This is a genomic window from Lentzea indica (assembly GCF_012184385.1).
In the GTDB taxonomy this organism is placed as follows: domain Bacteria; phylum Actinomycetota; class Actinomycetes; order Mycobacteriales; family Pseudonocardiaceae; genus Lentzea; species Lentzea indica.
This window is the reverse complement of sequence record NZ_VSRL01000014.1, coordinates 34,936-47,554: the sequence shown is the minus strand read 5'-3', so window position 1 is coordinate 47,554 and position 12,619 is coordinate 34,936. Positions and strand designations below refer to the sequence as shown.

Annotated in this window: 14 protein-coding genes; 8 read left to right on the top strand and 6 right to left on the bottom strand. The window is 68.5% G+C overall.

The genetic code is table 11. The features are described from left to right. Positions 1 to 28 precede the first annotated feature (28 nt). The 6 genes from FXN61_RS06365 (at position 29) to FXN61_RS06350 (ending at position 4,185) form a co-directional block, all read left to right on the top strand. A complete protein-coding gene (locus tag FXN61_RS06365) occupies positions 29 to 1,261 on the top strand; it encodes an ATP-binding cassette domain-containing protein (RefSeq protein WP_312877574.1) in 1,233 nt (410 codons plus the stop codon). Then, positions 1,258 to 1,680, top strand: a complete 423-nt coding sequence (locus FXN61_RS55110) for an ATP-binding cassette domain-containing protein (RefSeq protein ID WP_312877573.1) — start codon at positions 1,258 to 1,260, stop codon at positions 1,678 to 1,680. Before FXN61_RS06365 ends, FXN61_RS55110 begins: the two co-directional genes overlap by 4 nt. After that, entirely contained in the window at positions 1,677 to 2,087 is a 411-nt protein-coding gene (locus FXN61_RS06360; protein WP_030467775.1) for a hypothetical protein, read from the top strand. The genes FXN61_RS55110 and FXN61_RS06360 overlap by 4 nt, the downstream gene beginning before the upstream one ends. A 43-nt stretch (positions 2,088 to 2,130) precedes the next feature. Beyond that, the gene (locus FXN61_RS51575; protein ID WP_246290842.1) at positions 2,131 to 2,706 is read left to right on the top strand and encodes a hypothetical protein; all 576 of its coding nucleotides are present in this window, start codon (positions 2,131 to 2,133) and stop codon (positions 2,704 to 2,706) included. Next, the gene (locus FXN61_RS06355; protein WP_246290851.1) at positions 2,612 to 3,358 is read left to right on the top strand and encodes a penicillin-binding transpeptidase domain-containing protein; all 747 of its coding nucleotides are present in this window, start codon (positions 2,612 to 2,614) and stop codon (positions 3,356 to 3,358) included. Before FXN61_RS51575 ends, FXN61_RS06355 begins: the two co-directional genes overlap by 95 nt. Positions 3,359 to 3,438: 80 nt before the next feature. Then, positions 3,439 to 4,185, top strand: coding sequence for a hypothetical protein (locus FXN61_RS06350; RefSeq protein ID WP_167971139.1), 747 nt, complete (start codon positions 3,439 to 3,441; stop codon positions 4,183 to 4,185). Here FXN61_RS06350 and FXN61_RS06345 read toward each other — a convergent pair. Beyond that, positions 4,182 to 5,678, bottom strand: a complete 1,497-nt coding sequence (locus FXN61_RS06345; RefSeq protein ID WP_167971136.1) for a glutamate-cysteine ligase family protein — start codon at positions 5,676 to 5,678, stop codon at positions 4,182 to 4,184. The genes FXN61_RS06350 and FXN61_RS06345 overlap by 4 nt on opposite strands. A 209-nt stretch (positions 5,679 to 5,887) precedes the next feature. Here FXN61_RS06345 and FXN61_RS06340 point away from each other — a divergent pair, with 209 nt between their 5' ends. Beyond that, positions 5,888 to 6,679: a TrmH family RNA methyltransferase gene (locus tag FXN61_RS06340; RefSeq protein WP_167971134.1), complete on the top strand. Its 792-nt coding sequence runs from the start codon at positions 5,888 to 5,890 to the stop codon at positions 6,677 to 6,679. A gap of 12 nt (positions 6,680 to 6,691) precedes the next feature. Here the strand turns inward: FXN61_RS06340 and FXN61_RS06335 are convergent, their stop codons facing one another. Both FXN61_RS06335 and FXN61_RS51570 read right to left on the bottom strand, forming a co-directional pair. After that, positions 6,692 to 7,297, bottom strand: coding sequence for a DUF2537 domain-containing protein (locus FXN61_RS06335; RefSeq protein WP_167971132.1), 606 nt, complete (start codon positions 7,295 to 7,297; stop codon positions 6,692 to 6,694). A gap of 138 nt (positions 7,298 to 7,435) precedes the next feature. Beyond that, positions 7,436 to 10,966, bottom strand: coding sequence for an ABC transporter ATP-binding protein (locus tag FXN61_RS51570; protein ID WP_246290840.1), 3,531 nt, complete (start codon positions 10,964 to 10,966; stop codon positions 7,436 to 7,438). A 198-nt stretch (positions 10,967 to 11,164) separates the two neighbouring features. On the opposite strand from FXN61_RS51570, the gene FXN61_RS06320 reads away from it, so the two are divergent. After that, positions 11,165 to 11,389: a hypothetical protein gene (locus FXN61_RS06320; protein WP_246290838.1), complete on the top strand. Its 225-nt coding sequence runs from the start codon at positions 11,165 to 11,167 to the stop codon at positions 11,387 to 11,389. Here FXN61_RS06320 and FXN61_RS06315 read toward each other — a convergent pair. The 3 genes from FXN61_RS06315 to FXN61_RS06305 are packed head-to-tail and all read right to left on the bottom strand — an operon-like array spanning position 11,379 to position 12,614. Further along, positions 11,379 to 11,798 (bottom strand): hypothetical protein, encoded by a 420-nt coding sequence (locus FXN61_RS06315; protein WP_167971128.1) that lies wholly within the window; start codon positions 11,796 to 11,798, stop codon positions 11,379 to 11,381. The genes FXN61_RS06320 and FXN61_RS06315 overlap by 11 nt on opposite strands. Continuing rightward, entirely contained in the window at positions 11,764 to 12,171 is a 408-nt protein-coding gene (locus FXN61_RS06310) for a hypothetical protein (RefSeq protein ID WP_167971126.1), read from the bottom strand. The genes FXN61_RS06315 and FXN61_RS06310 overlap by 35 nt, the downstream gene beginning before the upstream one ends. A gap of 32 nt (positions 12,172 to 12,203) precedes the next feature. After that, positions 12,204 to 12,614: a hypothetical protein gene (locus FXN61_RS06305; protein ID WP_167971124.1), complete on the bottom strand. Its 411-nt coding sequence runs from the start codon at positions 12,612 to 12,614 to the stop codon at positions 12,204 to 12,206. Positions 12,615 to 12,619 lie beyond the last annotated feature (5 nt).

Here is a 12,619-nt window from a genome sequence, read left to right as displayed (position 1 = left end):
AGTTGCGGAGGTACGTAGCGTCGAAAGCGTGTCCGTGCTGACAGCCAGGAACATTTCGCTGTCGTTCGGTCCGAGGACCGTGATCTCGGAGGTTGATTTCGATGTTTCGCCTGGTGACCGCGTCGGTCTGATCGCGCCCAACGGAGTCGGCAAGTCGACGTTGCTCCGTCTGCTCTCCGGTGAGCTGCAGCCCGAGACCGGGTCCGTCTCCAGCACAGGAACCCTCGCGCACCTGACGCAGGAGACCCTCCATCAACCCGGAGAGTCGCTGCGCGACCACCTCGCTCGCCGCACCGGCGTCGCGAAGGCGGACGAGTGGCTGCAACGCTCGGCCGAGGCCCTGGCAGAGGGCGGCGGGCAGGACTACCCGGACGCGCTCGACCACTGGACCGCCATCGGTGCCGGTGACTTCGACGAACGCGCGGACGCCGTCTGCGAACGCCTCGGCCTCAGCGCCGATCTGCTCGACGGCCGTGCGCCCGACGAGCTGTCGGGTGGTCAGCAGGCACGGCTCAGGCTCGCGGCGGTGCTGCTGACGCGTGCGGACGTGCTGCTGCTCGACGAGCCGACGAACGACCTCGACGCCACCGGGCTCGATCTTCTGGAGTCCCACGTCACGGGGTATCAGGGCGCGATCGTGCTGGTGAGTCACGACCGGGAGTTCCTGGCGCGCACCACGACCGCGATCGCAGAGCTCGACGAGTTCTCGCACAAGCTCGCCGTGTTCGGCGGCGGCTGGGACGCCTACGTCGAGGAGAAGGCGAACGCGGGCCGCCGCGCGCAGGAGGAGTACGAGGCGTACGCGACCAAGCGCGACTCGCTGGTGCAGCGCAGCCGGCAGGTCAAGGAGTGGTCGCGGCAGGGTGTGCGGCGTGCGGGCAACGCCAAGGCGCGCAACGACGAGCCGGACAAGAACATCCGTGCGGGCCGCAAGCAGGCGGCGGAGAACCTGATGGCCAAAGCGTCCGTTGTGGACCGTCAGCTGGAACGGTTGGAGGTCGCGGAGGAGCCGCGTGAGGCGTGGGAACTGCGGCTCACCCTGCCGTCCGCCGGGCGCGGCAGCTCCGTCGCGTTCACGTTGCGCCAGGCCGTGGTCAGCCGCGGCGACGTGACGCTCGGGCCGATCGATCTCACGATCGGCGGGGGAGAGCGGTGGCGGATCACCGGACCGAACGGCTCCGGCAAGTCGACGCTGCTCGGTGCGCTCCTCGGCCGGATTCCGCTGGTGTCGGGTGCCGCTCGATCGGGCCGGGTGTCGTGATCGGGGAGGTCGACCAGCTCAGGGCAGAGTTCGCGAGCGACGACTCGGCGTTGCGGATCGTGGCGGACGCGACCGGGCTGCAGGACGTCGAGGTGCGCACCCTGCTCGCGAAGTTCCGGCTGGGCGCGGACAGCGTGCTGCCGCCGGCGCGGGAGCTCTCGCCGGGTGAACGCACGCGCGCGGGCTTGGCCTTGCTCCAAGCTCGCGGCACGACCTGTTTGGTGCTCGACGAACCTACGAACCATCTCGATTTGCCGGCAATCGAACAGCTGGAACAGGCGTTGGAAACGTACGAGGGAACGTTGTTGCTGGTCACGCACGATCGGAGGCTCGCTTCGGCCGTGCGAGTGGATCGCGAGATCAACGTGTGCGACCTCCTCACGTTTCCTCGTGTTAAGGGTGGAAGATATGGGGCATGACCACCGAGGAGGACTGGCCGGTCGAACAGACCTGGTCAATGCGCAACACCCACTGGCACGCCTATGTGGAGCACACGTCGCTCGACCACGCCTCTCCTCGGCAGGTCCGGCTCGAGCGCACCCCTGAGGAAGTGCTGACCTCGCCCGCCGAGGTCGCGGCCTGGCTGGAGGTCAACCTCCGCAGCGCGACCCGGCCGGAGGAGACGGGCAAGAAGCGCGTGAAGGACGAGCGCGACTTCACCGACTCGAACCGCGTGCACGCCTCGCTGGCGTCCCGCGGTGAGTCGATCTACACGGGCGTGAAGGGCGAGCTGACGCTGGCGGTCGAGGCCGTGACGCCGGACGAGTGCCGGATCTCCCACGACGGTGCTGACGTTGCACCGCTGAAGGCTGGACGCCGCCGCTAGATTGACCCCCGGGGATGTGCTCTGGGGCAGTTCTGTGAAGTGTTTGCTGCCTGTTCTGGGTGCGCTCGTGCTGGTCGGTGCCGTCGTTGCGGTGGTGGTCTGGCAACGGTCGGACGCGCCACCGCCACCGCCGGCACCGCTGAAGGACTTCGTGGTGCAGTACGCGGACGGGTCGCCGCTGTGGAGCAGTCGCGACGGCGATCCGAAGTCGCCGCTCGTGCTGCAGGTGCTGGCCGAGCTGCGCGCACAAGGTTCCTTCAAACCGGATGATCTGCGGAGAGCCGCCGCGACCGTCATGACGACGATCGACCCCAAGGCGCAGGCCGCGGGGCTCACCGCGCTCGAGATGACCGCGCCTGCCCAGCCGGGAACGCTGCGGTATTCGCTGACCGCCGTCGATCCGGCCACCGGCGGAGTCGTGGCCTACGTGCCGGGCGCCGCGGGGCGAGGACAAGACCGATTACGCGGGTGGGGTGCTGAAGGAGCCGGGGCAGGCGTTCTTCCCGGTCGACGTCGTCGCCGGACTGCAGAACGGCCAGACCCTCGACACCACGCTGGACGGCAGGGCGCCGCGCAAGATCGCTGGTGCGGTCATCACCGACAAGGCGAAGTGCGGTGAACGCTGCACGGTGCGCGACGCGCTCGCCAAGTCCAGCAACGTCGTGATGTACGACCTGGTCGTCAACAAGATCGGGATGCCGCGGACCGCGGCCGCAGCGCGTCAGGCGGGTGTGCCGGAAGCCGTTGTCATCGGCGGCGAGGAGAAGAAGCTGCTCGTCGGCGAGGACGGCGGAACCCCGAACGGGGGCCTCTCACTCGGCCTGGACACCGCGCAGATGCGCCCGCTCGACCTGACGACGGTGTACGCGACGTTCGCGGCGGGCGGTGTGCACCACAAGACGCACTTCGTCACCAAGGTCACCGACGAAGCCGGCAACCCGCTGTACCAGTCGACGAAGAGCACCGCGTCCGCCTTCCACCCCGACAGCGCGAAGAGCAAGGCGATCGCGGATCAGGTCACGACCGTGCTGAAGGACAACACGCTCTGTCCGAACGCCGTGTGCCGCGCTGCTGAGCACGACCTGCCGGCGAGCACCGCGATCGGCGAGACCAGCCACGCCTGGACCGTCGGGTACACCGATCGGATGGCGATCACCGTCATGGTCGGCAGCGCGGACGCGTCGAAACCGGCGAACGACTCGACCGGCGCGCCGGTCAGAGGGACCGGTCTGCCCAAGACCGTCTGGCAGAGGTTCGTGGAGCGGATCTAGCCACTGGGGGCTTCGATGAAGCGATTCCTGCCCGTTCTGGGTGCGCTGGTTCTGGTCGGTGCCGTTGTCGCGGTGGTGGTGTGGCAACGGAGACGCCGCTGGTCAGGCAGCTGGTCAGGGAGCTGGCGACGCGCGCGTCGCTGTCGCTGGACAAGCTCCGCCGGACCGGTGCCATCGTGGTGACGACGATCAACCCGAAGGCGCAGTCCGGTGCGACGGCGGCGATCCGCGAGACGGCTGCCGCGCAGTCAGGGGCGCCGTTGCGTTACTCGGTGACCTCCGTCGACTCCGCCAGTGGCGCGGTGAAGGCCTACGCGCCGGGCAACGACCCCGCTGTGGACCACGCCGGCGGTGTGGTGAAGGAACCCGGTTCGGCGTTCTTCCCGTTCACCGCCGTTGCGGCGTTGCAGGAGGGCAAGACGCTCGACCTGGCGTCCGCGTATGCGACGTTCGCCGCGGAAGGCGTGCACCGCGACGCCCACTTCATCACGCACGTCACCGACGTGAACGGCGCGACGCTGTACCGGGTGCTGGACACCCCACAACCCGCGTTCGACCGGGATCCCTTGCGCAGCAAGGAGATCGCGAACCAGGTCGCTCAGGTTCTGAGGGACGACCCCGTCTGCGGCAGCAATCCCGTGATGGTGTGCCGTCCCGGTGTGTGGCCGCTGGACGACCCTGCCAGGATTCGGCACGCGTGGATGATCGGGTACACCCCGGAGCTGTCGGTGTCGGTGTTCGTCGGCGGGGACGAGGCCGGCGGCGCCGTTGACGCCGGCCTGCCCAAGACCGTCTGGCAGAAGTTCCAGCAGAATCTCCAGCCCTAGCCCACGTTCCACGTGTGCACCGGCTCGCCGGCGTGCATGAGCTCCATGTACCGCTTGAGCATCCCGGGCAACGCCGCTTCCCGGGACAGGCCGCGTTCCTCAAGCAGCGCAACGGTTTCTCGCTGCCACGACGATCCCGTGCGCCGCGCGAGGCAGCGCTGCTCGATCACACCGAGGTAGCGTTCGCGCGCCTCGTCGGACACACCGCAGTCGCGAAGGCCCTCGTGTGCCATCGGCAGGAGCCTGCGCAGCACCAGCTCGTCCGGCGGGATCCAGCCGATGCCCGGCCAGTACAGCTGGGCGTTCATGCCGTGCCGTGCGCCGGTGTAGAGGTTCTCCTCCGCCGCCTGGAACGACATCTGCGTCCACAGTGGACGTTCCTGCGCGGCGAGTGCGCGCTGGGTGCCGTAGAAGAAGGCCGCGTTGGCCATCGTGTCGAGAACTGTCGGGCCCGCGGGCAGGACGCGGTTTTCCACGCGCAGGTGCGGCACGCCGTCCACGACGTCGTAAACCGGGCGGTTCCAACGCCAGATCGTGCCGTTGTGCAGGCGCAGCTCGGAAAGACGAGGCGCGCCACCGGCTTCGAGGGTCTCGATCGGGTCCTCGTCGTCGGTTTCGGGCAACAGGCTGGGGAAGTAGCGCACGTTCTCCTCGAACAGGTCGAAGATCGACGTGATCCACCGTTCACCGAACCACACGCGCGGACGGACGCCCTGGTTCTTCAGCTCGTCCGGTCGGGTGTCCGTGGCCTGCTGGAACAGCGGGATGCGGGTCTCGTGCCAGAGCGCTTTGCCCAGCAGGAAAGCCGAGTTCGCGGCGATGGCGACCTGAACACCGGCCAGGCACTGGGCGGCGTTCCAGTGCGCGGCGAAGTCGGTCGGCTCGACCTGCAGGTGCAGCTGCACCGAGGTGCAGGCGGCTTCTGGCAGGATCGACTCCGCGTAGCTGAGGAGGCTCTCCGGCCCTTTGCCCGGCATCGCGGGGCCCTCCATCTGCAGCACCATCTCCTCGCCACGCGCGGCGAAGATGGTGTCGTTGAGGAGGGCGTACCTCGGGCTGTCGGAGAGCCACTTCCTGTCGAAGTGCCGTTCTCGCAACGTGGGCAGCACGCCGATCATGGCGAGGTTGGCGCCCACGTCATGGGCCTTCGAGTCGGCGCTGTCGAGCGACTCGCGCAGCTCCTCCTCCAGGCCGAGCATCTCGCCGCCGGCCAGTTCGCGCGGTGGGACGTTGATCTCCAGGTTCTGCTGGCCCAGCTCGAGCGTGTACGAAGGATCGTCGATCTTCTCGAGCACCTCCGAGTTCGCCATCGCCGGCCGCATCGCGTCGTCGACGAGGTTCAACTCGATCTCGAGCCCCATCTGCCGACGGGGAAAGGAAAATGTGTCTTCTGCCAGCATCGTGGCCAATGCGTCGAGACTCCGCTGCATCTTTTCGCGGTAGCGCTGGCGATCGTCTCTGGTGAACGTGCGGCTGGACACTTCGCTTCCCATGCCGCTACCCCTTCGCTCGGCGCCGGTGGGCGCGGGCCAGGCGGAACGCTCAACGTGACACAGCGGAAACCTCCTATACATCGCCCAAATCGGTGCTCTCTGTCACATCGAGGTAACAACCAGCGATCATCCGCTGGTCGGGTGTGTGCGGTTCCGTCCTCCGGACTACCTCGCCTGTTCCACATCCGGTCGGATGCGAAACTTCCGGCGTGGCGAAGGTGATCGAGATCAACGACCCGGCTGATGCGAGGTTGGACGACTTTCGCGACCTCTCGACGGCCGACCGCAGGCCTGACAGGCCAGGTGGGCGCGGTCTCGTGATCGCCGAGGGTGTCGTGGTGGTGGAACGCCTGCTGGCTTCGCCGTACCCGGTGCGCGGATTGCTCGGGGTGAGGCGGCGGATCGAGGCGCTCGACCTCTCTGACCTGGACGTTCCCGCTTACGTGACGTCGGCTGAGGTCATGGCGTCGGTCGTCGGATTTCACCTGAACAGGGGTGTGCTGGCCGCGGCTGATCGCGCTCCCGCGGTGTCGTTCGACGAGCTGGTCTCCGGCGCGCGCCGGCTCGCCGTGCTGGAGGGCGTGGGTGACCACGAGAACCTGGGTTCGATCTTCCGCAACGCCGCGGCCCTGGGCGTGGACGGCGTCGTTCTGGGCCCTGGCTGCAGCGATCCGCTGTATCGACGCAGTGTGCGGGTGTCGATGGGCCACGTGCTGCGCGTGCCGTTCGCTACCACGGATGAGTGGCCCGCGGCGCTGAACATGTTGCGGCACAAGGGGTTCACAGTTGCCGCTCTGACGCCGCGCGCGTCGGCCCTGCATCTTGCGGACGCGGGTCTGCGCGGACGTCGAGTGGCGGTGCTGCTGGGCTCCGAGGGGCCGGGGCTGACCGACGAGGCGATCGCGGCGGCGGACGTGGCGGTGCGGATCCCGATGGCGTCAGGCGTGGATTCGCTCAACGTCGCCACCGCGGGCGCGGTGGCGTTCTACGCCCTGCTTTAGAGCAGCGTCGCTTTAGAGCAGTGTCAGGATCAGCGAGAGCCAGGCGACGATCACGCCGGTGACGACGCCGTACGCGACCCAGCGCCACACCGGAACCTTGCGGCCCAGCCACACCGACGGCGCCAGACCGCCGACGACCAGCACGTTCGCGATGAGCGCAAGCCACCTGCTGGTCTCGCCCAGACCCAGCGACAGCGACACCACGGTCACCGTGACGATCGCCGCCGTGATGACGCTGACCGTGAGCCCGGTGCCCCACGGCGTCGGCTCGGGTTCGTCCTCGACCACCGTCTCGACTCTGGACGCGGCTTTGACGGGCGCTTCCGGCACGTCGACGCTGACCAGCTCTCCGCTGACCGGATCGGTGTAGCGGACAGGTGCGTTCATGACTGACGCGATTCTGCCCGCGAGTTGCTTGCCTCTGCGGGTGACCAGCGCGCTGGCCACGCCGTCGGCCGGTGTCTCGGTGCGCACCACCGCGTCGGCGACCTTCGCCCACTCGTGCAGGGCCTCGGCGAGATCGGCGCCGAGGGGCAGGCTGTGCGGGTCGACCTCGCGCTCACCGGACTCGTCCTCCCCGGCGAGCACGGCGCGGCCGTCCCGGACTCGCAACTCCACGAACCCTCCTAGGTCTTTTGGAGCTTCGCGGGTGAACCTATCGGACGGCTCTGGATTGCGAGAACGGCTGAGCGCCGGCTGGAAGTCGTGAGGTCGCGTTCGCGCCAGATCCCCATTGGCGCGAACGCGACCACAGACCTAGGCGAGCGAGTCGCGCCAGGCCGTGTGCAGGGCGGCGAACCGGCCCCGCTCACCGATCAGCTCCTCTGGGGAGCCGTCTTCCACCACAATGCCACCATCCAGCACCAGTACGCGGTCTGCGATCAGGACCGTGGACAGGCGGTGGGCGATGATGAACGCCGTCCGGTCGGCCAGCACTGTCTCCAGGGCGGCCTGCACGGCGCGTTCGGTGGGCACGTCCAGCGATGATGTTGCCTCATCCAGGACCAGTACCGCCGGGTCGGCCAGGAAAGCGCGGGCGAAGGCGACCATCTGGCGCTGGCCTGCGGACAGGCGACCGCCTCGTTTGCGGACGTCCGTGTCGTAGCCGTCGGGGAGGGCGGCGATGAACTCGTGCGCGCCCACCTCCGCGGCCGCGGCTTCGACCTCGGCCCGAGATGCCGACGGACGTCCCAGGGCGATGTTGTCCGCGACCGAGCCGGAGAACAGGAAGTTCTCCTGGGTCACCATCACCACGGCGCGGCGCAGGTCCGTGTCGGCGATCGAGCGCAGGTCGTGGCCGTCGAGCTGCACCGAGCCCGCCGACGGGTCGTAGAACCTGGCGACGAGCTTGGCCAGCGTGGTCTTGCCGGCACCGGTCGCGCCGACCAGTGCCACGGTCTCGCCGGCAGGCACGTCCAGCGAGAAGCGCGGAAGCACCAGCCGGGACGCGCCGGGGTACTGGAACTCGACGTCGGCGAACCGGACGGCGCCCCGTGCGTGCGGCAGAGCCACCGGGGACGCGGGTTCCGGCACCGACGGCTTCTCCTCCAGGACGCCGGAGATCTTCTCCAGCGCGGCCGTGGCGGAGGAGTACGAGTTCGCGAACATCGCCAGCTCGTCGAACGGGTCGTAGAAGCGGCGCAGGTACAGCGTGAACGCCGCGAGCACGCCCAGTTCCAGTGCGCCGCCCGCCACTCGGTAGGCGCCCCAGGCCAGGACGATGGCCAGTGACACGTTGCCGATGACGCGGATCGTGGCGACGAACGTGGCCATCACGCCCAGCGCGTCGGTGTTCGCGTCGCGGAACTGGCCGTTGAAGCCCTTCATGATCTGCTCGTTGCGGGGCTGGCGTCGGAACGCCTGCACCGCGCGGATGCCGTTCATGGACTCGACGAACTGGACGATGATCTTGGCGATGGCGCCGCGCGTGCCTCGGTAGGCCTCCATCGAGCGACGGCGGAACCAGCGCCAGATGAAGTACAGCGGCAGGAAGCCGGCGACCACGACCATGGCCAGCGGTGCGTCGAGCCAGATCAGGATCACCGCGATGCCCGCCACCGACAGAGCGGCGTTGAACAGGCTGTCCAGGCCCTCTTCCAGCAGGTCCTGCAACGCGTCGACGTCGCTGGTCAGCCGTGAGATGACCTTGCCGGACGTGTAGGACTCGTGAAAGCCCACGGACAACCGCTGCGAGTGCCGGAAGATCCGCCCGCGCAGGTCCAGCAGCAGGTCCTGGCCGACGCGGCCGGAGACCCGCAGGAACGCCCAGCGCAGGAACGTCGTCAGCACCGCGCAGACCGCGTAGCCGGCCACGCACCACACCAGGATCGAGGCGCCGCCGCCCATCGCGGCCGGGATGCCCTTGTCGATCGCGGCGGCGATCAGCAGCGGCCCCGCGAGGTTCGCGAGGTTGCCACCGACCACCGCGGCGATCGCCAGCGACGTGCGGCCGACGTGCGGGCGCAGCAGCGAACCCAGCAGCTTGCGCGAGCGGGCTTGCAGGCGCAGGCCCGTCGAGTGCGAGATCTCGTCGATCTCCTCGGCGGCGACGCCGCGCCATTCTTCTTCTTGTTGAGCCACAACGACATCACTCACGACGCCACCTCCTCTTCGATCTTCTCGTCGTCCATGCTGGACAGAAGACGTCGATATTCCTCGTTGACTTCCAGCAACTTCCGGTGCGAGCCGATCGCGGCGATCTTGCCGTCGACCAGCATCGCGACGCGGTCGCGAGCTGGACCGTCGACGGGCGGTGCGCCACGACCAGCGCCGTGACGCCGTGCAACACCCGTCGCAGCGCCGCTTCCACCTCGGCCGTCGGTGTGACGTCCAGCGCCGACAACGGTCGTCCAGCACCAGCACCGCCGGCCTGCCGACGACCGCGCGGGCCAGCGCCAGCCGTTGCCGCTGACCACCGGACAGCGACAGGCCCTGCTCGCCGATGCGGGTCGCGATACCCCACGGCAGCGCGTCCACGAACTCCTCGGCCTTGGCCACCCGCAGCGCCTCGCGCACTCGCGCCTCGTCGACGTCAGGCACGCCCAGCGCCACGTTCTCGGTGACCGACGCCGAGAACAGCACCGGTTCCTCGAACGCGGTGCCGACCACGGTCCGCAGGTCCTCCAGCGACAGATCCCGCACGTCGACGCCGTCGATCGTGACCCGGCCGCCCGTCACGTCGGCCAGCCGCGGCACCAGCGCGGTCAGCGTCGTCTTGCCGGAGCCGGTCGCACCGACGAGCGCCAGGGTCTCGCCGGGCCGCAGATCGAGATCCACGCCCGCGAGCACCTCACGGCCGTCCTCGAACGCGAACCGCACGCCCTCGAACCGCACATGCCCGCGCAGCGGCGTGGGCACCGGCGAGGGCGAGGCCGGACTGGTGATCGCCACTGGGGAGTCGATGACCTCCCAGTAGCGTTCCAGCGCCGAGGCCGACTGGTTCGTCTCCGCCAGCAGCCAGCCGATGGAGTCGATCGGCCAGCGCAGGTACGCGCTCACCGCGACGGCCGCGACCAGCGTGCCCACCGTCATCGTGCCGTTGATGATGCCGATGGCGCCGACGCCGAGCATGCCCGCGATCGACAGCTCCGGCAGCACGATCAGCACCGACCACAGCGCGGCCAGGATCGAGATCTTCTTCAGCTCGGTTCCCCGCAGCTCACGGGCCTGCGCCAGGAACCGCTTCGACAGCTCGGGCCCGCGCCCGAACGCCTTGAGCACCCGGATGCCGAGCACCGACTCCTCGACCGTCGTGGTCAGGTCGCCCGCCTGGTCCTGCGCCCTGCGTGCGATGACCTTGAACTTCGACTCGAAGAAGAACGAGATGACGATCAACGGCAACGAGCCGCACAGCGACACGATCAGCAGCCACGGCGAGAGCGCCGCGATGATGCCCAGCCCGATCAGCACGACCAGACTGTTCACGATCAGGAAGACGATCGCGAACGCGACGAACCGCCGCACGGTCGTGAGGTCGTTCGTCGCGCGGGACAGCAGCTGACCCGACTGCCATCGGTCGTGGAACGCCACCGGCAGTCGCTGCAGGTGCTGGTACAGGTCGAACCGCATGCGCGCCTCGACCTCGGCCGCGGGCCGAGCGACGATCTTGCGGCGGATGTAGAACAGCGCCGCCTCGCTGATCCCGAGCGCCAGCACGCCCACGATCAGCCACGGGAGCAGCGCCGTCTGTTTGTTCTGGATCGGACCGTCGACGATGCGCTGCGTGAGCAGTGGGATGCCGAGACCGCACAGCATCGCGAGCATGGTCGCCGACAGCACGACAGCCATCCGTGCGCGGTGCGGCCGAACGTACGGCCACAGCCTCCGCAAGGTCCTGATCGTCGAGTTACGTTGATCGCTCACGCGATGAGCCCCCTCAGGTCGTCTCCAAACTACGAAGGACGACCGACACTCAGCATCCGGTTTTTCTCCCTACCGGAGCCTGCTGTCTCGACTTAGGTCGAGGTCAAGGGCACGATGACCACCATGACGCGGTTTCTGCGAACTGAGCAGACGATGGCGTTTCCACACGGACGGCTCATCGCCTCACTCGACGGAGTGAACTACGTCCTCGCTCCGGACGGCTGGGACCACCTGGCAGGCCCTCGCCCGCGGCACGCGATGCTGGTGTCCCGCGAGGAGGCCGAGGACTGGTGCGAACGCGAGGGCTGGGACCTGCACCTGCTGGACGAGGTACCGGTCACCTCTTGAACGTGAACAACCCCACAAGCCCGTAGGCGACGGCGGCGAGCAACGCCTCGGCGTGGTGCCGGTTCGTGAACCACCCGAGGACGGGCTCGTGCGCCTTGAAGTAGAGCCCGATCCCCAGCAGGATCGGCCCCAGCAGGATGATCGGCCACACCGGCCGCACCCCGAAGACCCACAGGATCGGCCCTGCGAGCACCAGCGAGGACACCAGCGCGAGCGGCAGCCCGATCAGCACGAGCAGCAGGAACGTCGACATGGACGTGCTGTCGAGCCACGACTTCAGGAAGCCCGACTCGTACGCCCACGTCCACCCGAGCACCAGCCCCGCCCCGACGGCCATCGACAGGACGACCCTGAACAGCAGCCGGCGTCCCGCCCTACCCGTCTTGCCCGTGGTGCTCTGTTCGGTCACGCCGACCACCGTAACCAGCGGTCACCACGGCAGCCAAGGCGTATCCGCCGGCTCCTCCCACCGCGATGACGAGGATCCCTCCGTCACCGGGCAGATCGAGGTGCAACGCCCTGAGCACCTGGCTGCTGATGAGCGTCAACGGCAACGAACACACCGTCCCCACGACGGCGGTGAACCCGGCACGGGGGAGCGTCGCGAACTTCAGCAGCCCCCACGCCGCACCCGTCCAGGCCAAGGCCAACGCCGGGATCAGCAGATACGCGGGGACGACGCACCGCTGCCCGCCGCTGCACGCGAAGGTGCCTGCCAACTGGAGCGACGCGATCCACCCTGCTCCGCAGAACGCCCCGATCGCCGCGGGCACCAGGAACACGACGGCGACGGTAACGCCACGTACGAGCACTGTCACACCGTCCTTCGCCGGCCGGTGCACGACGTGGCGATCGCGTAGGCGACACAAGACGTGATCACGGCGGCGTTCAGCAGGAAGAGGTGACCGTCCTCCTGGTACATGTCGAGGAAGAGGGCCTTGAACCAGACGACGGCCACGATCAGCACCACCCACAGCCCGCTGCCGACTCCTGTCGCCCACCAGCCGCGTGTCATGCGTGCCAACCGGAACCCGGTGTAGATCAGCACGCCCGCGACGAGCATCCAGAACACGAAGATCGGTGGGAGGAGCAGAGGGCTCGAATCACCGCATCCGGTGCGGCCGGGTCTGAGGTAGCAGTACTGCCTGAGCCCGTCGATGGTGAACGCGAATCCGATGCCTACGAGAGCTCCGGCGCACGCCCCCACAACACTGCGCAACAACATGGGCC

Bases quoted from the DNA above. Each gene is read 5' to 3' on its own strand.
- FXN61_RS06360 (WP_030467775.1), top strand. From the start codon at position 1,677: ATGACCACCGAGGAGGACTGGCCGGTCGAACAGACCTGGTCAATGCGC.
- FXN61_RS06345 (WP_167971136.1), bottom strand. From the start codon at position 5,678: ATGGGAAGCGAAGTGTCCAGCCGCACGTTCACCAGAGACGATCGCCAG.
- FXN61_RS51570 (WP_246290840.1), bottom strand. From the start codon at position 10,966: ATGGCTGTCGTGCTGTCGGCGACCATGCTCGCGATGCTGTGCGGTCTC.
- FXN61_RS06320 (WP_246290838.1), top strand. From the start codon at position 11,165: ATGACGCGGTTTCTGCGAACTGAGCAGACGATGGCGTTTCCACACGGA.
- FXN61_RS06305 (WP_167971124.1), bottom strand. From the start codon at position 12,614: ATGTTGTTGCGCAGTGTTGTGGGGGCGTGCGCCGGAGCTCTCGTAGGC.